This window comes from Pseudomonas sp. RC3H12 (assembly GCF_018596375.1).
Classification (GTDB): Bacteria; Pseudomonadota; Gammaproteobacteria; order Pseudomonadales; family Pseudomonadaceae; genus Aquipseudomonas.
The window spans coordinates 982,047-1,006,562 of sequence record NZ_CP075595.1; the positions used below are offsets into that span (position 1 = coordinate 982,047).

The 24,516-nt window shown below is 68.1% G+C and carries 10 protein-coding genes; 5 read left to right on the top strand and 5 right to left on the bottom strand.

The genetic code is table 11. The features are described 5' to 3' along the window. The first annotated feature begins 123 nt into the window (after positions 1 to 123). On the top strand, positions 124 to 13,071 hold the full coding sequence (locus KHO27_RS04595; protein ID WP_214501279.1) for a non-ribosomal peptide synthetase: 12,948 nt from the start codon (positions 124 to 126) through the stop codon (positions 13,069 to 13,071). An 80-nt stretch (positions 13,072 to 13,151) separates the two neighbouring features. Here the strand turns inward: KHO27_RS04595 and dsbG are convergent, their stop codons facing one another. From dsbG to dsbD, 3 genes are read right to left on the bottom strand one after another with little or no spacing between them, the layout of a single operon-like run. Continuing rightward, entirely contained in the window at positions 13,152 to 13,910 is a 759-nt protein-coding gene (gene dsbG, locus KHO27_RS04600; RefSeq protein ID WP_110699076.1) for a thiol:disulfide interchange protein DsbG, read from the bottom strand. Between the two features lies 1 nt (position 13,911). Next, positions 13,912 to 14,742 carry a TlpA family protein disulfide reductase gene (locus tag KHO27_RS04605; RefSeq protein ID WP_214501280.1) on the bottom strand — a complete coding sequence of 277 codons (831 nt, stop codon included), beginning with the start codon at positions 14,740 to 14,742 and terminating at the stop codon, positions 13,912 to 13,914. Continuing rightward, positions 14,742 to 16,460, bottom strand: a complete 1,719-nt coding sequence (dsbD, locus tag KHO27_RS04610) for a protein-disulfide reductase DsbD (protein ID WP_214501281.1) — start codon at positions 16,458 to 16,460, stop codon at positions 14,742 to 14,744. Before dsbD ends, KHO27_RS04605 begins: the two co-directional genes overlap by 1 nt. Positions 16,461 to 16,658: 198 nt before the next feature. On the opposite strand from dsbD, the gene KHO27_RS04615 reads away from it, so the two are divergent. The 3 genes from KHO27_RS04615 (at position 16,659) to KHO27_RS04625 (ending at position 20,274) form a co-directional block, all read left to right on the top strand. Continuing rightward, positions 16,659 to 17,342 carry a response regulator gene (locus KHO27_RS04615; protein WP_214501282.1) on the top strand — a complete coding sequence of 228 codons (684 nt, stop codon included), beginning with the start codon at positions 16,659 to 16,661 and terminating at the stop codon, positions 17,340 to 17,342. After that, a complete protein-coding gene (locus KHO27_RS04620) occupies positions 17,339 to 18,661 on the top strand; it encodes an ATP-binding protein (protein WP_110699068.1) in 1,323 nt (440 codons plus the stop codon). The genes KHO27_RS04615 and KHO27_RS04620 overlap by 4 nt, the downstream gene beginning before the upstream one ends. A gap of 212 nt (positions 18,662 to 18,873) precedes the next feature. Further along, positions 18,874 to 20,274, top strand: coding sequence for an aspartate aminotransferase family protein (locus tag KHO27_RS04625; protein ID WP_110699066.1), 1,401 nt, complete (start codon positions 18,874 to 18,876; stop codon positions 20,272 to 20,274). A 70-nt stretch (positions 20,275 to 20,344) separates the two neighbouring features. On the opposite strand, the gene KHO27_RS04630 is transcribed toward KHO27_RS04625, so the two are convergent. Further along, positions 20,345 to 21,277, bottom strand: coding sequence for a siderophore-interacting protein (locus tag KHO27_RS04630; protein WP_110699064.1), 933 nt, complete (start codon positions 21,275 to 21,277; stop codon positions 20,345 to 20,347). 147 nt (positions 21,278 to 21,424) lie between these two features. Between KHO27_RS04630 and pvdP the strand changes: the two genes are divergently transcribed. Beyond that, positions 21,425 to 23,047: a pyoverdine maturation tyrosinase PvdP gene (gene pvdP / locus KHO27_RS04635; RefSeq protein WP_110699062.1), complete on the top strand. Its 1,623-nt coding sequence runs from the start codon at positions 21,425 to 21,427 to the stop codon at positions 23,045 to 23,047. Between the two features lie 60 nt (positions 23,048 to 23,107). On the opposite strand, the gene KHO27_RS04640 is transcribed toward pvdP, so the two are convergent. Beyond that, positions 23,108 to 24,514: an efflux transporter outer membrane subunit gene (locus tag KHO27_RS04640; protein ID WP_111532741.1), complete on the bottom strand. Its 1,407-nt coding sequence runs from the start codon at positions 24,512 to 24,514 to the stop codon at positions 23,108 to 23,110. Positions 24,515 to 24,516: the final 2 nt, after the last annotated feature.

Genomic DNA, 24,516 nt, shown 5'->3' on the forward strand with positions numbered 1-24,516 from the left:
CGGCCCTAATTTCTTCCCCCGCCCATCCGTTCCCCTGTGTACATCTCGGCTGCCGAACACTGCCCGCCTGTCGTGCGCGGGTCAGTCAGGCGCGACTCACCCAGACACTGGCAGGAACATTCCATGACGGACGCCTTCGAACTCCCGCACTCGCTGGTCCAGGCCCTGGCGCAACGCGCTGCCCAGACCCCGGAGCGCATCGCCTTGCGCTTCCTCGCTGATGCGCCCGGCGAGCAGGCGGTGCTCAGTTACCGAGACCTCGACCAGCGCGCCCGGATCATTGCCGCGGCGTTGCAGGCCAGGGCCGGGTTTGGCGAGCGTGCCATCCTGTTGTTTCCCAGTGGGCCGGACTATGTCGCGGCTTTCTTCGGTTGCCTGTACGCCGGGGTGATCGCCGTGCCGGCCTACCCGCCGGAGTCTTCGCGCCAGCACCATCAGGAACGCCTGCTGTCGATCATCGACGACGCCGAGCCGCGCCTGCTGCTGACGGTAGAGGCGCTGTGTGGCAGTTTGCAGGGCCTCGAAGCCCTGGCCGGCGCCAACGCCCCGAGCCTGCTGGCCGTGGACCGTCTGGATCCGCAACTGGCCGCACAGTGGCGCGAGCCGGTGCTGGAAGGCAGCGACATCGCCTTCCTGCAATACACCTCCGGCTCCACCGCGTTGCCCAAGGGCGTGCAGGTCAGCCACGGTAACCTGGTGGCCAACGAACAGCTGATCCGCCACGGTTTCGGCATCGACCTGAACCCGGACGACGTGATCGTCAGTTGGCTGCCGCTGTACCACGACATGGGCCTGATCGGTGGTCTGCTGCAGCCGATCTTCAGTGGCGTGCCTTGCGTGCTGATGTCGCCGGGCTATTTCCTCGCCCGGCCATTGCGCTGGCTGCAGGCGATCAGCGAGTACGGCGGCACCATCAGTGGCGGCCCGGACTTCGCCTACCGACTGTGCAGCGAGCGGGTCAGCGAGGCCGCGCTCGCCGGCCTGGACCTGAGCCGCTGGCGCGTGGCCTATTCGGGGTCCGAGCCGATCCGCCAGGACAGTCTCGATACCTTCGCTGAAAAGTTTGCCACCTGCGGCTTCACCGCCAGCAGCTTCTTCGCCAGCTATGGCCTGGCCGAGGCCACCCTGTTCGTCAGCGGCAGCCGCCGTGGCCAGGGTATCGGCGCGCTGGAACTGGATGCCGGGGCCTTCGCCGCCAACCGTGCCGAACCGGGCCGGGGCAGCGTGCTGATGAGCTGCGGCTATCCGCAGTCGGGCCATGCGGTACGTATCGTCGAGCCGCAGCAACTGCAGGTGCTGGCTGACAATCAGGTGGGCGAGATCTGGGCCGGCGGCCCGAGCATCGCCCTGGGGTACTGGCGCAACCCCGAGGCCAGCGCCCGCACCTTCGTCGAGATGGAAGGCCAGACCTGGCTGCGCACCGGCGACCTGGGCTTCATGCGCGACGGCGAAGTGTTTGTCACCGGGCGCCTGAAGGACATGCTCATCGTCCGTGGCCAGAACCTCTACCCACAAGACTTGGAAAAGACCCTGGAGCGTGAGGTCGAGGTGCTGCGCAAGGGCCGGGTGGCGGTGTTCGCCGTCGACGACCAGGGCGAGGAGGGCATCGGCGTGGCGGTGGAGATCAGCCGCAATGTGCAGAAGGCGCACACGCCCGAGGCGCTGATCAATACCCTGCGCCGGGTCATTGCCGATGCCTGCCGCCAGGCGCCGGCCGTGGTGTTGCTGCTCAACCCGGGCGCCTTGCCCAAGACCTCCAGCGGCAAGCTGCAGCGCTCGGCCTGCCGCCTGCGTATGAACGACGGCAGCCTGGATATCTATGCGCGGTTCCCGACGGCGCAAACGGAGCAGGGCAATGGCGTGGCCGGTGACGACCTGCAGGCACGGATCGCGGGTATCTGGCGTGAACTGCTCAAGGTCGAGGCGGTGGCGGCGGACGACCACTTCCTGCTGCTGGGTGGTAACTCCATCGCGGCCACCCAGGTAACCGCGCGCCTGGGTGACGAACTGGGCATCCAGCTCAGCCTGCGTACCCTGTTCGAGGCACCGACCCTGGCCGAGTACAGCGCCGCCGTGGCGGCCGTCCTCGCCGAAGGTGGCAGCGCCGCCGGCACCATCGAAACCCAGGCTCGCGACCAGGCCCTGCCGCAATCGCTGGCACAGAACCGCCTGTGGCTGTTGTGGCAACTGGAGCCGGAGTCCGCCGCCTACAACATCCCCGCTGGCCTGCACCTGCGCGGCGAGCTGGATGTCGCGGCGCTGCAGGCCAGCTTCCAGGCTCTGGTGGCACGCCATGAATCCTTGCGCACGCTGTTTGACGAAGTCGACGGCCAGGCCGTGCAACGCATCCTCCCGAGCCAGGCGTTCACCCTGCGTCATCTGGAGCTCGAAGGGCAGTCTCCCGCCGAGGTGGCCGCGCGCCGCGAGGATGAGGCGCAGCAGCCGTTCGATCTGCGCCAGGGTCCGCTCCTGCGGGTGACCCTGGCCCGCCTGGACGACGAAGAGCACCAGCTGTGGGTGACCCTGCACCACATCGTCGCCGACGGCTGGTCGCTGAACATCCTGCTGGATGAGTTCGCGCGTCTGTACGCGGCCCAGGGCCAGGCTGTGCAACTGCCCGAACTGACGCTGGGCTACGCCGACTACGGCCAGTGGCAGCGCCAGTGGCTGGCCGATGGCGAAAGCGCCCGCCAGCTCGACTACTGGAAGAACAAGCTGGGTGATGAACTGCCGGTGCTCGACCTGTGTACCGACCAGCCCCGCGCCAGCCGGCAGCACAGCCTTGCCGCGCGCCACACGCTCAAGGTGCCTGCGGCGCTGACCAGCGCCCTCAAGGATCTGGCCCGCGACCAGCAGGCCAGCCTGTTCATGGTCCTGCTGGCCGGCTGGCAGGCCCTGCTGCACCGCTACAGCGGCCAAGGCGATATCCGTATCGGCGTGCCCAATGCCAACCGTCCGCGCCTGGAAACCCAGGGCATGGTCGGTTTTTTCATCAACACCCAGGTGCTGCGCGCCGAGCTCGACGGCCGTCTGCCGTTCGCCGGGCTGCTGGCCCAGGCACGCCAGGTCACACTCGAGGCCCAGGCCCATCAGGACCTGCCCTTCGAGCAACTGCTCGAGGCGCTGCCGCAGGCCCGTGAACAGGGTCTGTTCCAGGTCATGTTCAATCACCAGCAACGCGACCTGTCGGCGTTGCGCCGCCTGCCCGGCGTGCTGGCCGAAGAGCTGCCCTGGCACAGCCGCGAAGCCAAGTTCGACCTGCAGTTGCACAGCGAGGAAGACCACCAGGGCCGCCTGACGCTGGCCTTCGACTACGCCGCCGGATTGTTCGAGGCGGCCACCGTCAAACGCCTGGCCAGCCATCTGCTGGCCTTGCTCGAGCAGGTCTGCGCCGAGCCGCAGTTGCCCCTCGGCGAGGTGCGCCTGCTCGACGAGCACAGCCAGACGCAACTGCTCGAGTGGGGCCAGGCGCCCATGGCGAGCGCGCCGCGCCTGCTGGTCGAGCAACTCAACGAACAGGCGCGCCTGAGCCCCGAGCGCACCGCGCTGGTGTGGGAGGGCGGTCAGCTGAGCTATGCCGAACTGCACCAGCAGGCCAACCGCCTGGCGCACTACCTGCGTGACAAGGGCGTCGGTCCGGACACTTGCGTGGCGATTGCCCTGGAGCGTTCGCCACAGCTGCTGGTCGGCCTGCTGGCCATTCTCAAGGCCGGTGGCGCCTACGTGCCTCTGGATACCGACTACCCGGCCGAGCGCCTGGCCTACATGCTCGGTGATTGCCAGGCCGGCCTGCTGCTCAGCCACAGCAGCCTGCTCGACAAACTGCCGCAGGTCGAAGGCGTGAGCGCCATCGCCCTCGACCAGCTGCACCTGGACAGTTGGCCAAGCCAGGCCCCCGGCCTGCACCTGCACGGCGACAACTTGGCCTATGTGATCTACACCTCCGGTTCCACCGGCCAGCCCAAGGGCGTAGGCAATACCCATGCCGCGCTGGCCGAGCGCCTGCAGTGGATGCAGGCCAGCTATGCGCTGGATGGCAGCGACGTGCTGATGCAGAAGGCGCCGATCAGCTTCGACGTGTCGGTGTGGGAGTGCTTCTGGCCGCTGCTCACCGGTTGCAAGCTGGTCCTGGCCGGCCCCGGCGAACATCGTGATCCGCAGCGCATCGCCCAGCTGATCCAGCAACACGCGGTGACCACGCTGCACTTCGTGCCGCCGTTGCTGCAGGTGTTCGTCCAGGAGCCGTTGGCCGCCGGCTGCACCAGCCTGCGCCGGTTGTTCTCCGGTGGCGAGGCGCTGTCCGCGGCCTTGCGTGACCGCGTGCTGCAACTGCTGCCACAGGCGCAACTGCACAACCGCTACGGCCCGACCGAAACCGCGATCAACGTCACCCACTGGCGCTGCCAGGCGAATGACGGCGAGCGCTCGCCCATTGGTCGCCCGCTGGGCAACGTGCTGTGCCGGGTGCTGGACGATGAGTTCGAGTTGACCGCGCCGGGCGTGCCCGGCGAGCTGTGCCTGGGGGGCGCGGGCCTGGCCCGCGGCTACCTCGGCCGCCCGGGGCTGACCGCCGAGCGCTTCGTGCCGCAGCCCGATGGCGACGGCGCACGGCTGTACCGCAGCGGCGACCGCGCCCGCTGGCATGTGCCGAGCCAAGCCCTGGAGTACCTGGGGCGCCTCGACCAGCAGGTCAAGGTGCGCGGCTTCCGCGTCGAGCCGGAGGAGGTGCAGGCGGTGCTGCTGGCCGAGCCGGGTGTCGCCCAGGCACTGGTGCTGATCCACAAGGATGCCGTCGGTGCCCAGCTGGTGGGCTACTACAGTGGTGTCGAGCAGACCGAGGCGCTGCTGGCCGCATTGGCCGAGCGCCTGCCGGCCTACATGGTGCCGGCACAACTCATCCATCTTGCGCAGATGCCCCTGGGGCCGAGCGGCAAGGTCGATCGCAAGGCGCTGCCGGCCCCGGTCTGGCAGCAACGTGAACATGTCGAGCCGCAAAGCGCGTTGCAACAACAGGTCGCGGCGATCTGGCGCGAAGTGCTGGGCCGGCCGCAGGTCGGCTTGCAGGACGACTTCTTCGCCCTCGGCGGCCACTCGCTGCTGGCCACCCAGATCGTCTCGCGCACCCGCCAGGCGCTGGATGTCGAGTTGCCGCTCAAGGCCTTGTTCGAGGCCAGCGAGCTAGGCGCGTTCTGCGCCGAGATTGCCCGTCTGCGGGGCTGCGGCGCACGCAACCTGCAAGGCGCCATCGCCCGTGTCGACCGCCGTCAGGCGGTGCCGCTGTCGTACTCGCAGCAGCGCATGTGGTTCCTCTGGCAGATGGATCCGCACAGCCCCGCCTACAACGTCGGCGGCATGGCCCGCTTCCAGGGCGCGCTGCATGTGGACGCCTTCGAGCGCGCCTTGCAGGCGTTGATCGTGCGTCACGAAACCCTGCGCACCACCTTCCCCAGCATCGACGGCAAGCCTTACCAGTGCGTGGCCGATGACAGCCACGTGCAACTGCACTGGCATGACTTCAGCACCCTGGCCGACGAGGCCCGCCAGCAACGCCTGCAACAACTGGCCGATGATCAGGCGCACCAGCCGTTCGACCTGGAGCGCGGTCCGCTGCTGCGCGCCTGCCTGGTCAAGGCTGGCGAGCGTGAGCACTACTTCGTCCTGACCCTGCACCATATCGTCACCGAAGGCTGGGCCATGGACATCTTCGCCCGCGAACTGGGCGAGCTGTACGAGGCCTTCGTCGACGAGCGCGAGTCGCCGCTGGCGCCGCTGCCTGTGCAATACCTCGACTACAGCGTGTGGCAGCGCCAATGGCTGGAAAGCGGCGAGGGCGATCGCCAGCTGGCTTACTGGAAGGACCGCCTGGGCGACGAGCACCCGGTGCTGGCATTGCCCGCCGACCGCCCACGCCCGGCGGTGCAGAGCCACCGCGGCGAGCTGTACCGCTTCGACCTGGATCCGGCGCTGGTCAAGCGCGTGCATGCCTTCAACAGCCAGCGCGGCCTGACCCTGTTCATGACCATGACCGCCACCCTGGCCGCGTTGCTGCACCGCTACAGCGGCCAGCGCGACCTGCGCATCGGCGCGCCGGTGGCCAACCGCATCCGCCCGGAAAGCGAAGGGCTGATCGGCGCCTTCCTCAACACCCAGGTGCTGCGCTGCGAGCTGGACGGGCAGATGAGCGCCGGCGCGCTGCTCGACCAGGTGCGCCAGACCATCATCGATGGCCAGTCGCACCAGGACCTGCCGTTCGAGCAACTGGTCGAGGCCTTGCAGCCGCCGCGTTCGAGCGCCTACAACCCGTTGTTCCAGGTGATGTGCAACGTGCAGCGCTGGGCCTTCCAGCAGAGCCGTGAGCTGGTGGGCATGCAGGTGGATTACCTGGTCAACGACGCCAGCGCCACCAAGTTCGACCTGTACCTGGAGGTCACCGACCTCGACGGCCGCCTGGGCTGCTGCTTCACCTACAGCCGCGACCTGTTCGACGAACCGCGCATCGCCCGCATGGCCGAGCACTGGCAGCAGCTGCTGGTGGCGTTGATCGAAGACCCGCAACAGCGCCTGTGCGAACTGCCGATGCTCGCCGAGGCCGAACAGCAGGTACTGATCGGCCAGTTGCAGGGCGAGCAGGACTTCGCGCTGGACCAGACGCTGCACGGCCTGTTCGCCGCCCAGGCTGAGCGTACCCCGCAGGCCCTGGCCCTGACTTTTGCCGGCCAGCACCTGAGCTACGCAGAGCTCGACCAGCAGGCCAATCGCCTGGCCCGCGCCCTGCGCGAGCGCGGCGTCGGCCCGCAGGTACGAGTAGGCCTGGCGCTGGAGCGATCGCTGGAGATGGTGGTCGGCCTGCTGGCCATCCTCAAGGCCGGTGGCGCCTACGTGCCGCTGGACCCGGAATACCCGCTCGACCGCCTGCGCTACATGATCGAGGACAGCCGCCTCGGCCTGCTGATCGGCCAGCGGGCGTTGCTCGACACCCTGGGCGAACTGCCGCCGGGCGTCGCCCGCTGGAGCCTGGAGGACGATGCCGCGAGCCTGTCCGCCTACAGCGACGCCGCCCTGGACAACCTCAACCTGCCGCAGCACCAGGCCTACCTGATCTACACCTCCGGTTCCACCGGCAAGCCCAAGGGCGTGGTGGTCAGCCACGGTGAAATCGCCATGCACTGCAAGGCGGTGATCGCCGAGTTCGGCATGCGCAGCGACGACTGCGAGCTGCACTTCTATTCGATCAACTTCGACGCCGCCAGCGAGCGCCTGCTGGTGCCGCTGCTGTGCGGTGCCCGCGTGGTGTTGCGTGCCCAGGGCCAGTGGGGCGCCGAGGAGATCTGCCAACTGGTGCGTGAACAGCAGGTCAGCGTGCTCGGTTTCACCCCGAGCTACGGCAGCCAGTTGGCCCAGTACCTGGCCGGGCAGGGCGAGCAATTGCCGGTGCGCCTGGTGATCACTGGTGGCGAGGCCTTGACCGGCGAGCACCTGCAACGCATCCGCCAGGCTTTTGCGCCGCGGCAGTTCTTCAATGCCTACGGTCCGACCGAAACCGTGGTGATGCCACTGGCCTGTCTGGCGCCGGAGCAGATACCCGTCGACGCCGGCAGCGTGCCGATCGGCCGGGTCATCGGTGCCCGCACCGCCTACATCCTCGACGACGATCTGGCCCTTTTGCCACAGGGCGGTATCGGTGAGCTGTACGTGGGTGGCGCGGGCCTGGCCCAGGGTTACCACGACCGTCCGGGCCTGAGCGCCGAGCGTTTCGTCGCCGACCCGTTCAGCCACGCCGGAGGTCGCCTGTACCGTACCGGCGACCTGGTACGCCTGCGCGCCGATGGCCTGGTGGAGTATGTCGGCCGTGCCGACCAGCAGGTGAAGATCCGTGGCTTCCGTATCGAGCTGGGCGAGATCGAGAGCCGCCTGCAGGAGCACGCCGACGTCGAGGAAGCGGTAGTCCTGGCCCTCGACCTGCCGGGTGGCAAGCAGCTGGTGGGTTACCTGGTGTGCCCGCAGGCCAGCGCCGACGGCGAGGCCCAGGCCCTGTTGCGCGAGGCGGTCAAGGCGGACGCCCGCCAGCACCTGCCCGACTACATGGTGCCGGCGCACCTGGTGCTGCTCGACAGCCTGCCGCTGATGGGCAACGGCAAGCTCGACCGCCGCGCGTTGCCGGCCCCGGATCTGGAGCAGGCGCGCCAGCATTACCAGGCGCCGGCCAATGAGCTGGAAGGCCAACTCGCGCAGATCTGGCGCGAAGTGCTCAACCTGCCGCGCATCGGTGTGCAAGACAACTTCTTCGAACTGGGCGGCGACTCGATCCTGTCGATTCAGGTGGTCAGCCGTGCCCGCCAGCTGGGGCTGCTGTTCACCCCGCGTGACCTGTTCCAGCACCAGACTATCCAGACCCTGGCGGCCGTGGTGACCCGCAGCGAGGCGCCGAGCGCGATCGAGCAGGGCGCACGTCAGGGACGCACCGGCCTGACGCCGATCCAGCACTGGTTCTTCGACAGCGAAGTGCCGCAACCGCAGCACTGGAACCAGGCGGTGCTGCTGCAGGCGCGTCAGCCGCTGCAGGCCGAGGCACTGGAGCATGCCCTGGCCGCGCTGGTCGAGCACCACGACAGCCTGCGGCTGCGCTTCGGCCATGCCAATGGCCGCTGGCAGGGCGAGTATGCCCAGTCGTGTGCCCAGCCGTTGCTGTGGACCGCGACCGTGACCGACTTCGAGGACTGCCAGGCGCTGTATACCGATGTGCAGCGCAGCCTCGACCTTGCCGAGGGGCCGCTGCTGCGCGCCTTGCTGGTCAGCGATGACCAGGGCGCCCAGCGCCTGCTGCTGGCGATCCACCACCTGGTGGTCGATGGCGTGTCCTGGCGCGTCCTGCTGGAAGACCTGCAGGCGCTGTACCGCGGTGAAACCCTGGCCGCCAAGACCCATGCCATGGGCGACTGGGCGGCGCGCCTGGCCAGCTATGCCGGCAGCGATTCGCTGCGCGACGAGCTGGGCTGGTGGGAAGCGCAACTGGGCAACGCCCGTCGCGAACTGCCCTGCGATCATCCCCAGGGCGGCAACCTGCACCGCCATGCCCGCAGCCTTGCCATCGACCTGAACGTGGAACAGACCCGGCAACTGTTGCAACAGGCGCCGGCGGCCTACCACACCCAGGTCAACGACTTGCTGTTGACCGCCCTGGCGCGCACGCTGTGCCACTGGAGCGGCGACGAGCAGGTGCTGGTGCAGCTGGAAGGCCATGGCCGCGATGGTCTGTTCGAGGACATGGACCTGACCCGCAGCGTCGGCTGGTTCACCAACGCCTACCCACTGAGCCTGAGCCCCGTAATGGTTGAGGGCGAAGTTGGTCGCGCCGCGTCGATCAAGCGCATCAAGGAACAACTGCGCCAGGTACCGCACAAAGGCCAGGGCTACGGTGTGCTGCGCTACCTGGCCGACGAGGCCGGGCGTGAGCGCATGGCCGCCTTGCCCCAGGCCCGGATCACCTTCAACTACCTCGGCCAGTTCGACCAGCAGTTCGACCAGGCGGCCCTGTTCCAGCCGCTGGACGTCCCGGCGGGCCTGGCCCATGACCTGGATGCGCCGCTGCCGAACTGGCTGAGCGTCGATGGCCAGGTCTACGGCGGCGCGCTGCAACTGCGCTGGAGCTTCAGTGCCGAGCGCTATGACGAGGCGACCATCGCCCGCTTGGGCGAGGCCTATCGCCAGGAGCTGCTGGCCCTGGTCGCCCACTGCCTGGCGGACGGCAATGGCAGCTTCACCCCCTCGGACTTCCCGCTGGCGCAACTGACTCAGGAGCAGATCGACGCGCTGCCGATCCCGGCCGCCGAGATCGAGGACGTCTACCCGCTGACGCCGATGCAGGAAGGCCTGCTGCTGCATACCCTGCTCGAGCCGGGCACCGGCATCTACTACATGCAGGACCGCTACCGCATCAACAGCGCCCTCGACCCCGAGCGCTTCGCCCAGGCCTGGCAGGCGGTGGTGGCGCGGCATGAGGCGTTGCGCGCCTCGTTCAGCTGGAACGCCGGCGAAGCGATGCTGCAGATCATCCACAAACCCGGTAAGACCGCGGTGGACTACCAGGACTGGCGCGGCCTTGACGAGCATGCCCAGGAAGCGCGCCTGCAAACGCTGCACAAGGAGGAGCGCGAGGCCGGCTTCGAGCTGCTGCGCGAAGCACCGTTCCACTTGCGCCTGGTACGTGTGGACGATGCGCGTTACTGGTTCATGATGAGCAACCACCACATCCTCATCGATGCCTGGTGCCGCTCGCTGCTGATGAACGACTTCTTCGAGATCTACCAGGCCCTGGGCGAAGGGCGCCAGGCCCAGTTGCCGGTGCCGCCGCGCTACCGCGACTACATCGGCTGGCTGCAGCGCCAGGACCTCGACGAGGCGCGCCAGTGGTGGCAGGCCAACCTGGCCGGCTTCGAGCGCGCCACGGCGATCCCCAGCGACCGTCCGCTGCGCCATGACCATGCCGGAGACGGCATGGTCGTGGGCGACTGCTACACCCGCCTGCAAGTGAGCGAGGGCGCGCGCCTGCGTGAACTGGCCCAGGCCCACCAACTGACGGTCAACACCTTCGCCCAGGCGGCCTGGGCGTTGACCCTGGCCCGTTACAGCGGCGAGCGCGACGTGGTGTTCGGCGTCACCGTGGCCGGGCGCCCGGTGAGCCTGCCGCAGATGCAGCGCACGGTCGGCCTGTTCATCAACAGCATCGCCCTGCGCGTGCAGTTGCCGCAGCCGGGCGAGCGCAGCAGCGTGCGCCAGTGGCTGCAAGGCTTGCTCGATCGCAACATGCAGTTGCGTGAATACGAGTACCTGCCGCTGGTGGCAATCCAGGAATGCAGCGAACTGCCCAAGGGCCAGCCGCTGTTCGACAGCCTGTTCGTGTTCGAGAACGCCCCGGTGGAAACGGCGGTGCTCGACCACGCCCAGCACCTGGACGCCAGCTCCGACTCGGGCCGGACCCACACCAACTTCCCGCTGACCGCGGTGTGCTACCCGGGCGATGACCTGGGGCTGCACCTGTCGTTCGACCAGCGCTACTTCGACTACCCGACCGTCGAGCGCCTGCTCGCCGAATTCAAGCGACTGCTGCTGGCGCTGGTCGAGGGCTTCGACGGCGAGGTCGGCGAGCTGCCGCTGCTGGGGGCCGATGAACAACGTTTCCTGCTCGAGGACTGCAACCGCACCGAGCATGCCTATGCGCTGGAGCAGAGCTACGTCGAGCTGTTCGAGGCGCGGGTGGCCGCGCATCCGCAGCGCACCGTCGCCCGCTGCGAGGCGGCCGCTTACGACTATGCGGGCCTGAACGTGGCGGCCAACCGGCTGGGTCATGCTCTGGTCGCGGCCGGCGTGGCCATCGACCAACCGGTGGCGCTGCTGGCCGAGCGCGGCCTGGCGCTGCTGGGCATGATCGTCGGCAGCTTCAAGGCCGGCGCCGGCTACCTGCCGCTGGACCCGGGCCTGCCGGCGGCGCGCCTGCAACGCATCGTCGAGCTCAGCCGCACGCCGGTGCTGGTGTGCAGCGCGGCCTGCGCCGAGCAGGCGCGCCAGCTGCTCGATGAAGTGGCGGGCGCGGCGCGGCCAAAGCTGCTGGTCTGGGAAGACGTGCAGGCAAGCAACGTGGCCAGCTACAACCTTGGCATCCACAGCGCGCCGGACAACCTTGCCTACGTGATCTACACCTCCGGCTCCACCGGCCTGCCCAAGGGCGTGATGGTCGAGCAGCGCGGCATGCTCAACAACCAGCTGAGCAAGGTGCCGTACCTGGCCCTGGACGAGCAGGACGTGATTGCCCAGACCGCCTCGCAGAGCTTCGACATCTCGGTCTGGCAGTTCCTCGCCGCACCGCTGTTCGGGGCCCGCGTGGAGATCGTGCCGAACGCCATCGCCCATGATCCGCAAGGCCTGCTGAGCCATGTGCAGGCCACCGGCATCACCGTGCTGGAGAGTGTGCCGTCGTTGATCCAGGGCATGCTGGCCAACGATCGCCAGGCGCTCGATGGGCTGCGCTGGATGCTGCCGACCGGCGAGGCCATGCCGCCCGAGCTCGCGGCCCAGTGGTTGCAGCGCTACCCGGCCATCGGCCTGGTCAACGCCTACGGCCCGGCGGAGTGCTCGGACGACGTGGCGTTCTTCCGCGTCGATGCCGCCTCGACCCAGGGTAGCTACCTGCCGATCGGCACACCGACCGACAACAACCGCCTGTACCTGCTCGGCGAAGACCAGACCCTGGTGCCGCTGGGCGCGGTGGGTGAGCTGTGCGTCGCCGGTACTGGTGTGGGCCGTGGCTATGTCGGCGATCCGCTGCGCACCGCCCAGGCCTTCATACCGCATCCGTACGGTGCGCCTGGTGAGCGCCTGTACCGCACCGGCGACCTGGCCCGGCGCCGTCCGGATGGCGTGCTGGAGTACGTCGGGCGCATCGACCATCAGGTGAAGATCCGTGGCTACCGCATCGAGCTGGGCGAGATCGAAGCGCGCCTGCACGAACAGCCGGAGCTGCGCGATGCCGCGGTGGGCGTGCAGGAGGGCGTCAACGGCAAGCACCTGGTCGGCTACCTGGTGGCGCACCAGGGCGTCAGTGCCGACGCCGCGCTGCTCGACCAGCTCAAGCAGCGCCTGCGCGGCGAGTTGCCGGAGTACATGGTGCCGCTGCACTGGGGCTGGTTCGACAGCCTGCCGCACAACGCCAACGGCAAGCTTGACCGCAAGGCGCTGCCGGTCATCGATATCGGTGGCCAGCACAGCCAGGCCTACCTGGCACCGCGCAACGAGCTTGAAGAGACGCTCGCCGGGATCTGGGCCGATGTGCTCAAGGCCGAGCGGGTGGGTGTGCGCGACAACTTCTTCGAGCTGGGCGGGCATTCGCTGCTGGCAACGCAGATCGCCTCGCGGGTGCAGAAGGCCCTGCAGTTGAACGTGCCGTTGCGGGCGATGTTCGAGTGCAGCACGGTGGAAGAGCTGGCGGACTATGTGCGCGGGCTGCAGCACAGCGCGCTGGATGACGCCAAGGTCGATCGGTTGAGCGACCTGATGGCGGAGCTGGAGGCGTTGTAAAGGTCGTCGCGGGGCCAGTCGTATCGGCGCACCGCCGCTCCCACATGGGAGCAGCGGTGCGCCTTGCCCCGCGATGGTTTTCAGCGTTTGCCGAGGATCTTCCCGAGCATCTCCGGCCGTGGCGCGCCTTGCTGGCTCTGCAATTGCCCCTGCTCGTCCTGATAGAAGATCGCCGGGGTTGCCGCCAGGCCCAGTTCCTCCATCAACGCCAGGTTCGCCTCGAGCTTCTTCTGTATCGCCTCCGGCACCTTGTCCAACGCCTTGAGCGTGCTGGCCTTGCCGGCCTTCTCGTGTTCGTGCAAGGTCTTGGCCGGGTCCTTGGCCGCGAGCAGCGCAGCGGACTTGCCCGGGCTGTCCTCGCGGATGATGCCGACCATGATGTGGCGCAGCTGCACCTTGCCCGATTCGACCCAAGGCCGGGCCTGTTGCCAGAACATGTTGCAGTAGGGGCAGTTGGGGTCGCTGAACAGGTAGACGGTACGCGGCGCGTCGACCTTGCCGTCCTGGATCCAGGCGGTCTTTTCCATCTTCGCCCACACGGCCTTGCTCATCGGTGCGTACACCAGTTTTTCCAGCGGCTCGGCGCTGAGGTCCTTGCCTTGCTCGTCGAACAGGCTGCCCACCAAGACGTGCTTGCCGTCGGGGGTGAGGTACAGGGCAATACCGTTGTTGTGGTACTCGGCGGCATAGCCGCGCATGCCGTCGGGGGCATCGAAACTACCCTTGATCACGGCGCCCTTGGCCTGCAGTTGCTGGATCGCCTTGGGCAGTTCCTCGGCTTGCAGCGTGGGTGTGGCGAGCAGGGCGAGGGTCAGGGGCAGCAGCGCATTCAATCGCATGTCAGTTTCCTTGTGGGGCGGGCGCATCGGCGCGTTCGAAGGGTTCCAGGGCGTGGCGCAGGCTGGCGCGCGACAGTTCGCCCAGGTGGCTGCCGACCAGCCGCCCTTCGGCGTTGTAGAACAGGGTGGTGGGCAGGGCCATGGAGCCGACCTTGCGGGCCAGCTCGCCGGTGCCGTCGAACAGCACGTTGGAGAGGGTCAGGCCGGTGGTGGCCATGAAGGTGCTGACGTTCTCGGGGGTTTCCCCCTGGTTGACGAACAGGAAGGTCACGTGGGGGTAGTCGTCCTCGGCCTGTTGCAGCACCGGCATCTCGCGGCGGCAGGGCGGGCACCAGGTAGCCCAGATGTTGATGACCAGTGGGCGGCCGCGGTAGTCGTGCAGGGCCACCGCCTGGCCGCGGCTGTCGCGCAGGCTCATGTCGGGCAGTTCGGTGCCCTTGCTGTAGAGATGGCTGGCCAGGCTGGCCAGCCCCCAGAACAGGGCGCCGCTGAACAGCGCCCAGCCCAGCGGGCGGCGCAGGCCCGGGCGGCGCCAGCCTTGCCACAGGGTGCCGAGCACGATGCCCAGCAGCCCACCCCAGAGCAGGAAGCCGCCGTCGCGGATATCGATCATTTGCAGCAGGTCGTCACGGTACATCGGCCAGTAGGCGAGGACGAAACCCAGGCGGGCGAACAGCAAGCCCAGCAGGAACAGGTTGAACAGCGCCGACTCCGGGTTTTCGCCTCCGCGCCTGGCGACCCGCCAGCCGACCAGGCTGGCGATGCCCAGCGCGGCAAGCAGCAGCAGGTGGTTGAGGGCCATGGTCAGCGGCCCGAGGGTGATGGTGAGCATCAGCCTTGGCTCCTGGTCTGGGCCCAGTGCTGGAGTAATCCGGCGGCGTCGATTTCACCGGTGATACGGCGGGCGCGGCGCTCGTCGCCCTCCGGGCCGACCCAGATCAGGCTGGGCGGGCCCGGCACCTGGTAGCGTTGCAGCAACTCGCGGCTGGCCGGGGAGTCGGCGGTCACATCCAGGCGCAGCAGGTGTACGCCGTCAAGACTGGTCTGGACATCGGCACGGGCGAACACCTGTTTCTCCATGACTTTGCACGACACGCACCAGTCGGCGTAGTAGTCCACCAGTACCCACTGTCCACGTGCCTTGGCGGCATCGAGTTCACGTTGCAGCTCGGCCGGTGCGCTGACGGTGACAAAGGCGTCGTGGCCGCTGGCGGGGGCCGTGGCCGTGCTCTTGCCGATAAAAGGCTGCAAAGGCTGCCACACATCATTGCCACCGGCTGCGGCGCCCACCAGCAACAGGCCACCCCACAGCGCCCCCAAGAGGGGGATTGCACGCAAGGCGGGCAGGCGCTGCAAGGCAGGCCAGGCGGCCCAGCCCAGGGCGATCAACCAGGCGCCGGCCAGGGCCAGTACCAGCGCTTCCGCCAGCAGGCCGCGCACGGTGTACAGGGCCATGGCCAGGAACACGAAGCCGAACAGGCCCTTGACCAGGTTCATCCAGGCGCCCGGGCGTGGCAGGTAGCGATTGCCCAGGGTGACCAGCAGCAACAGCGGGACGCCCATGCCCAGGCCGAGGGCAAACAATACCAGCGCCCCTTGCAGCACGTCGCCGCTCTGGGCGATGAACAGCAGCGCGCCGGCCAGTGGCGCGGTCATGCAGGGGCCCAGCAGCAAGCCCGACAGGGCGCCCAGCAGCGCCGCGCCATACAGGTTGCCGCCACGGGTGCCTTGCCCGGCGCGATCCAGGCGGTCGCGCAGGGCGGCGGGCAGTTGCAGTTCGAAAGCGCCGAACATGGGCAGGGCGAGTAGTACGAACAGGCCCGCCAGGCTGCCCAGCAGCCAGGGTTGTTGCAGCCAGGCCTGCAGGCTGGCGCCCAGCAGCGCGGCGATCACGCCGAGTGCGGCGTACACCAGGGCCATGCTCAGCACATAGACGCCGGCCAGCCACCAGCCGCGCCGGGCGCTGGCACCATTGCCCAGGACCAGCCCGGCGAGGATCGGCAGCATCGGCAGCGAGCAGGGGGTGAAGGCCAGTAGCAGGCCCAGGCCGAAGAAGGCCAGCAGGCTCCAGGCCAGGCTGTCTTGCTGCAAGGTGCCGGCAAGGGCCTGGTCGCTGGCCTGGTCGGCAGCCGGTGTTGCCGCAGCCGCCCCGCCAAGGGCGATCGGCGTGGTCTGCGGCGGATAGCATAGCCCTGCGTCCGCGCAGCCTTGCCAGCCCAGGCGCAGTTCACCGCTGGCGTTGGCCGGCAGCAGCAGCTCGAGTTCGGTGCGGTAGACCGCGCTGTCACCGAAGAACTCGTCGTGGTGGTTTTCGGCCTGGGGCAGGGGCGGGTGCTGCTCGGATGGCAGGCCGTCGAACTTCAGGCGTTTCTGGTAAAGGTAGTAGCCGTCCTTGATTTGGAAATGCAGGCGCGTCTGGCCGTTTTCCAGGCGGTCGTGAGTCAGCACGAAGGCTTCGTTCACCGGCAGGAAGTCCGGTTTGACCGCGAACGGGTTGGCCTGTAGGGGGCCGGCGAGCAGGAATGTCAGGAAAAGCAGGAGAACACGCATGTCGACGCCTTGGCAGAACTTTGAAGGAGGCCATGCTGGCCTTGGGTTATTAACTGAAGGTTAAGCTGGTCCTAGGACTGGCAGCTAGCGTTGCAGAGCCCGATGCTATCAGCCCGACGAACGTCGCCAAATCGGTTCATAATCCCCTCTTAATGATGAACCTGTGCAATGTCATCTTCCCTACCCTGGAGCTCCCCCATGCACGTTCTGCTCTGCGAGGACGACGACTTGATCGCCAGCGGCATCTGCGCCGGCCTCTCGGCCCAAGGCCTGACCGTGGACCGGGTGGCCAGCGCCTCGCAGGCACGGCAGATGCTGCAGACCGCCAAGTTCGACGTGATGATCCTTGACCTGGGCCTGCCCGACGAAGACGGCCTGAAACTGCTGCGCCGTCTGCGCCAGCAGGGCGAGATCCTGCCGGTCCTGGTGCTCACCGCCCGTGACGCGGTCACCGACCGGGTCGATGGCCTGCAGGCCGGCGCCGACGACTACCTGCTCAAACCCTTCGACTTGCGCGAACTGGCCGCCCGCTTGCATACCCTGCTGCGCCGGGTGGCCGGGCGGGCGGTGAACGTGATCGAGCATGGTCCGCTGCGCTACGACCCCAGCAGTTGCGAGGCGACCCTGGCTGGCCGGCCACTGGACCTGTCGCGGCGCGAGCAGGCGCTGCTCCAGGCGTTGCTGCAGAACCCGGGGCGCGTGCTCTCCAGCGAGCAGCTCAAGGACTGCGTCTATGGCTTTGGCGACGAAGTCGAGAGCAATGCGCTGAACGTGCATATCCACCACCTGCGGCGTAAGCTGGGCAACAGCATCGTCGAGACCGTGCGCGGCCTGGGTTACCGCCTGGGCCCGGCCCAGGCGCCGGAGGCGGCCGCATCATGAGCCTGCGGGTACGGCTGTCGCTGATCCTCGGCAGCGTGTTCATCGTCATCTGGGTGCTGGCGGCAGCGTGGATGCTGCGTGACCTGCGCCAGCAGATGATGTTCTCCCTCGACCAGCGGCTGGTGGCCTCGGCACGCATGGTCGCGGGGCTGATCGACCAGTTGCCGCAGCCGTTGACCGTCAAGGGCCAGGACGCGCATTTTTCCGCCGACCAGTTCAGCGTGCCGGATGGCATGGCTTGCCAGGTCAGCTCGTTGCGCGGCGAGATCCTCGCCAGCAACCACAAGCACGATGGCGCCATGGACGACGAGCGCAGCGGGTTCCGTGACCAGACCATCGATGGCGCCTCATGGCGTACCTTCACCTACAACCATGGCGACGTGCGTATCACCACCGCCGACCGTCACCAGGAGCGCGAGGCGCTGAACCAGTCAATCCTGCTGGCGGCCTCGGCACCGGTGCTGATGGCCCTGCTGGGCAGCCTGGGGTTGTTGTGGATCGGCCTGGGCAAAGGCCTGGAACCGCTCAATCGGATGCGCGATGCCTTGCGCAGGCGCCGCGCCGACAGCGTCGAACCCTTGCAGGTGGCCGGTTTGCCCAGCGAGCTGCAACCGTTGCTCGATACCCAGAACCAGCTGTTCCTGCGCATCGCCCAGACCCTCGAGCGTGAACGCCGCCTGACCGACGACGCCGCCCACGAACTGCGCAGCCCGTTGACCGCGATCAAGACCCACCTGCAGGTGGCGCGCATGACTGACGGCGCGGTGCGCGAACAGGCCCTGGAGCACGCCGAGCAGGGTACCGACCGCATGCACCGCACGCTGGAGCAGTTGCTGATGCTGGCGCGGGTCGAGGGTAGCCTGTCGTTCGATGACGGTGTGCAGTGCAGTGCCGCCCAGGTTGCCCGGCAGGCCATCGAGGATGCCGGCGGTGGCGATAACCGGCGCATTCACCTGCATCTGCCCGAGGAGGCGGCCAAGGTCTACCTGAGCATGCCGGCACCGCTGGCGGTGGCGGCGCTGCGCAACCTGCTGGATAACGCCCTGCGCCATGGCGGCGATGCCGCCGTGGAGCTGGATGTGCAGGCGCAGGACGGCCAGGTGGATTTCCTCGTCCGCGACCATGGGCCAGGCATCGCGCAGGGCGATCTCGAACACCTGACCGAGCGCTTCTGGCGCAACGGCCAGAGCGGCGGTTGCGGCCTGGGGCTGGCGATCGTCCAGGCCATCGTCCAGCGCTGTGCCGGCAGCCTGCGTTTCGACAGCCAGGCCGATGGCTTGCGGGTGCGCCTGCAGGTGCCGGCACGCTCGGGGAGTTGAGTTCATACCTATCGCGGGGCAAGCCCGCTCTCACGCAATATGGCGTGGGAGCGGGCTTGCCCCGCGACAGAGGCCCCAGATCCTCAACAAATCCGACGGCAACCGCTAAATCCGCACCTCGCTGAAGCGTTTTTCAAGCGATAAGAACCCGACACACATCCGGTTACAGGGCGCGTGGCGGGCACATTCGCTTGCTTGCGAGGGATTTTCCGATGTCGACCGCTTCCAGCCTTGCCCAGGTGCTGCCGGCCACCGCGCCGCGCCCGCTGTACGAATTCGAGGACTCACCCCTGCTGCTGCGCCAGCAACAGCAGGAGTCCAACGCCCGCAGCTACCCGCGGCGCATCCCGCTGGCGCTCAAGCGCGCCCGTGGCCTGTACGTCGAGGACGTCGAGGGCCGCCAGTTCATCGACTGCCTGGCCGGTGCCGGCACGCTGGCCCTGGGTCACAACCATCCGGTGGTGATCGACGCCATCCAGCGCGTGCTGGCTGACGAGCTGCCACTGCATACCCTGGACCTGACCACGCCGGTCAAGGACCAGTTCGTCCAGGACTTGTTCGGTCTGTTGCCCGAGGGCCTGCGCGGCGAAGCCAAGATCCAGTTCTGCGGCCCGACCGGCACCGATGCGGTGGAGGCCGCGCTCAAGCTGGTGCGTACCGTGACCGGGCGCAGCACCGTGCTGGCGTTCCAGGGCGCCTACCATGGCATGACCCAGGGCGCCCTGAGCCTGATGGGCAGCCTGGGGCCGAAAAAGCCACTTGGCGCGCTGCTGAACAATGGCGTGCAGTTCCTGCCTTACCCCTATGACTACCGCTGCCCGTTCGGCCTGGGTGGCGAGGCGGGCGTGCGCGCCAACCTGCACTACCTGGAAAACCTGCTGAACGACCCCGAAGCCGGGGTGGCGCTGCCGGCGGCGGTGATCGTCGAGGTGGTGCAGGGCGAGGGCGGTGTGATTCCTGCCGATATCGAGTGGTTGCGCGGGCTGCGCCGAATCACCGAGCAGGCCGGGGTGGCGCTGATCGTCGACGAGATCCAGAGCGGCTTCGCCCGCACCGGCAAGATGTTCGCCTTCGAGCACGCCGGCATCGTGCCTGACGTGGTCACCCTGTCCAAGGCCATTGGCGGCAGCCTGCCGCTGGCGGTGATGGTCTACCGCGACTGGCTCGACCAATGGTCGCCGGGCGCCCATGCCGGCACCTTCCGTGGCAATCAGATGGCGATGGCGGCGGGCTCTGCGGTGATGAAGTACCTGGTCGAGCACCGCCTGTGCGAGCACGCCGAGGCCATGGGCCAGCGCCTGCGCGGGCACCTGCACCGGTTGCAGCAGGACTATCCGCAGCTCGGCGACATTCGTGGCCGTGGCCTGATGCTGGGCGTGGAGCTGGTGGACCCGGCAGGCAAGCGCGACGCGCAGGGGCATCCGCCAGCATGCCGCAGCCTGGCGCCGAGGGTGCAGCGCGAGTGCCTGCGCCGCGGCCTGATCCTCGAGCTGGGCGGCCGCCATGGTGCTGTGGTGCGCTTCCTGCCGCCGTTGATCATCAGTGCCGAGCAGATCGATGAAGTGGCGGCAAGATTTGCCGAAGCCGTCGCGGCGGCGGTCAAGGCCGGTTGATGTTCCGGGGCTGCGTTCAGCCCCTTCGTCCATTGCCGGCGATGGGGCGCAAGGCGCCCCTGCCTGTGCCTCAGTCGAACACGCGCCCGGCGCGCCAGTAGCCCATCAGGGTCAGGCTTTCTCGCGGCAGTCCGCGCTCCTTGATCAGGTAGCGGCGGATATCCATGACAGTCCCCGATTCCCCGGCGATCCAGGCATGGAAGTCGCCGTGTTCGCCGCAGGCCTGTTCCCACAGGATGCTTTCGTCGATATCCACGTCTTCCAGCTCGACCGTCGAAGCGCCACGCGGCGCCGGCAGGCTGGCCAGCTCGCGCACGGCGTGCTGCATGCCTTGGCCGTGCTCACTGCGCAGCAGATCGCGTGGCAGCCAGTGCAGGCGGGTGGCCGGGCTCTGGCGCAGGTCGAGACAGTCGGCTTCCAACGGCACTTCGATGAACGCTTCGACTGGCAGCTCCGGCGCGGTCGCGGCCAGCTGTTCGAGGATGCCGGCAATCGCCGGCAGGGCGGTTTCGTCGCCGACCAGCAGAATGCGCCGGGCGCTGCGTGGCGGTTTCCATTCATAGCCGCCGGGGTCGTCGGCATATGCCAGGTTGGGGGCGACCATCTGCAGGCGGTCGCCGATGCGGGCATGGGTGGCCCAGGCCGAGGCGGGGCCATTGACGCCGTGCAGGACAAAGTCCACATCCACCTCCAGCGCCTCGCGGCGCAGGGCGCGGATGGTGTAGGTGCGCATGGGCGGCATGTCTTGCGCCGGCAGTTCGCGCCGCGCCTGCTGCCATTGCGCGTGCTTGGGCAGGTTGGGTGGCGCGCCGGCTGGCGTCGGAAACAGCAACTTCACACGCTGGTCGGGGGCCAGGGTGGTCATCTGCGCGACGTCCTCGCCGGTGAAGACGAAGCGCGTCAGTGAGGGGCTCAGGGTTTCGATGGTCTTGAGGTCGAGGTCGAAGAGCCGGTAGGGCGTGGCCTGGGCAGCAGGTGCCAGGCGGGCAAGCGGGGAGGTCATGGGCATGCCTCTGTCAGCGGGAGATACCCATCAGACGAGCGCACTGCGCGGTTAATTAGCCGGGGTGTGCCGTGCCTAAATTTCCCTGGCCCGCCTACGTTCTAGCTTGGATAGCAGTCGCGGCACGCGAAGACGGATTGAGGCGCAATGACAATTTCCCGACGAGGATTCATCGCCGGCCTGGCTGTGGCGGGCGCCACAGGCACGGCGGCCTATTACGCGCACAAGCAACTGACCCATGACCCCGAGGACGACATCGTCACGCCTGGGGAAGCCAGCGTCGAGCTGGCCGACTACGCAGGCCAGATGCTCGCGGACCAACTGCGCGGCGTCTGGGAAATCCGCTTCGAGGGTGCCGAACGCGGCCTGGATGGGCTGCCCCAGCAAGGTGTCGAGATGTTCCTCGATGTCGCCACCAAGGGGCGCGGCCTGCGCGGTTTTGTCGATATCGGCGAGCGCTTGCGTGGAGCTGGCGAGCCGGCCTACCGGGTGCTGGGCGACCTGGTCGGCGCCAGCAGCGCGCAGGTGCGCTGGCGCCTGGTCAACCAGCATGGCGGGCCGGGCTATGAGTGCGTGGCCAGTCTGGACGAAGTCTGGGCCGAGTTCGCCAATGCCGGCAGCGGTACGCTGACCGGCCGTGTGCAGCGTCTGGACCGGCCGCTGACCCTGCCGGTGCCCGACAGCCGCTTCGTCGCAGTCAAGCGGTTGTTCCCCGAGGCCCGTGAGCGCCTGCCTTACACCCCCGAGATGCTGGCATGGGTGGTCGGCGCTGAGCATCGTCTGTTCCACCAGCTCTGGCACGCCACCCGCGACAAGTGGCACAAGCTGCCGGAGAAAAAGCAGGACGCCCTGCGTGGCCTTGGCTGGCAGCCGGGGCCTAGGGGCCGCGAGCGTGATGCCCGTGGCCCGCGCAAGCACCGCAATGGCTCGGGTATCGATTTCCTGTTCATGCACCGGCACATGCTGATGTATGCGCGCACCCTGCAGGACCTGCCTTCCTGGCAGCGCTTCCCGCTGCCACAGCCGAGCGTCGAGTTCGACCGCGTAGGCTTTGCCCGCTATTTCGACAACCACGATGGCTACTGCGTACCGCCGACCTGGCAGGCGCCGGGCGACGAGGCCTATGGCCAGTGGGTCGGGGCGATCAAGGCCGGCGAAACCTATTGCAGCAACTTCCAGGTGTGGGAGTCGCAGTACCAGGACCCGTTGTACCTGTCGAAACTGACCCTTGGGGCCTTCGGTTCGGAACTGGAGATGAACCTGCACGACTGGCTGCACATGTGCTGGGCGTCGGTGCCGCGTGATCCGAACAATGGCGCGCCGGTGCCGTTCGCCCGTGACCAGGCGGATTTCGCCGCGCGCTGGTTCGAGCCCGAGAACGACTTCCTCGGTGATCCGTTCTCATCCCATGTGCACCCGGTGTTCTGGGGGTTCCATGGCTGGATCGATGACCGTATCGATGACTGGTTCCGTGCCCATGAACGCTATCACCCCGGCCAGGTACGGCGCCTGGAGGTCAATGGCGTGCCCTGGTTCGCCCCAGGCCGGTGGGTCGAAGCCGGCGACCCGTGGCTGGGTCCGGACACCCATGGCTGCAGCACGCAGCCAGGCATGCGCCTGGGCAAGTCGGTGGAGATGGACGTGGAGACCATGAAGCTGGCCCTGCGTATCACTTTCGGTGACGAAGAAAAGCTGGATAGCCTGCTGCGCAAGGTACCTCAACGCCCCTGGTACGCCCGCCACCTGTCACTGAAGAACATCGTGCCCTGATACACCCCATGCCCCTGCAGGCGCGGGCAAATCCGCGCCTGCAGGGACTTGTCGCGTGCCCTACAGCTTGACCGGCGTCTGCCAGCCCCCACCCAATGCCTTGTACAGCGCCACGCTGCCTTGCAACTGCTCCAGGCGCAGCTGCGCCTGCTGGTCCTGGGCCAGATACAGCGTGCGCTGGGTCTCGAGCACCGTCAGCAGGGTTTCGGCGCCAGCGGCGTAACGTTGCTGGGCCAAGTCGAAGGCGATGCGCGCCTGCTCCACCTCCTGGTCCTGCCAGCGGCGCTGGCGTTCAACACCGGCGATGGCGTTCAAGGCTTTCTCCACGTCCGCGAAGCCCGCCAGGATGCTGCCGCGGTACAGCTCCAGCAATTCCTCCTGTTCGGCGCTGGCCTGGTCCCGTGCGGCGCTGAGTCGGCCGTTGTTGAAGATCGGCGCGGCGAGGCCGGCAGTCAGGGTGTAGTAGGGGCTGTCGAAGACATTGGGCAGGGTGCGCGCACCGCTGCCCAGGTTCGCGCCGAGTATCAGGCGAGGCAGCATGGCCGCCCGGGCCACCTGGATGTTGGCGCTGGCCGCCGCCAGGCGCGCCTCGGCGGCGGCGATGTCCGGCCGCCGGCCGAGCAGTTCGCTGGGCACGCCGCTGCCGATGCTGGGCCACTGTACGTTGCTGATCATTTCGCGATTGTCGGGCAGGGCCTGCACCGGGTCGCCCAGCAGGGTGGCGAGGACGATGCGGTTGTCCTGGCGACGCTGTTCGAGCAACGGTAGCTGGCGTTCCTGGGCAGCGACCAGGCTGCGCTGCTGGGCCAGTTCCAGGCGGGTGGCCGAGCCTGAACGTTCGCGGGCTTCGACCAGGCCCAGCACGTCGCGGGCATTGTCCAGGTTGAGCCGGGCGATGCGCAGTTGCTCGTCGAGTGCCAGGCCTTGCAGGTAGCTGTCGGCCACGGCGCTGACCAGGGTCAGCTCGACTGTCTGGCGATCGAAACGGCTGGCATCCAGGCTGCGCAGCGCGCTGTCGCGGGTGGCGCGCAGGCCGCCCCAGAAATCGATCTCGTAGCTGGCGCTCAGGCGGGTGCCGAATGAGGTGCTGGTGCGCTCGCTGCTGCTGGCGTCGAGCTGGCTGTTGCCTTCACCGCGCAACAGGCGCTGCCGGCTGCCATCCAGGCCGAGCTGTACTTCTGGGAGTAATGGCGCCCCGGCGATCACTGCGATGGCCTGGGCCTTGCGCACCCGCGCCGCGGCTGCCGCCAGGTCGTGGCTGTTCGAGCGCGCGCGCTCGATCAACTGGTCCAGTTCCAGGCTGGCAAAGGCGCGCCACCACTGGTTGTCCGGCAGGGCCTGCTTGGCGCTGGTCGGCCCTTGCCAGGCCGGCGGGGCGTCGATGTTCGCCGCAGGCGGCGGTGGGGTGCTGCAGGCGGCCAGGCCAAGGCTCAGGGCCAGCAAGCTGATACGGCAGGGGATCGTCATGG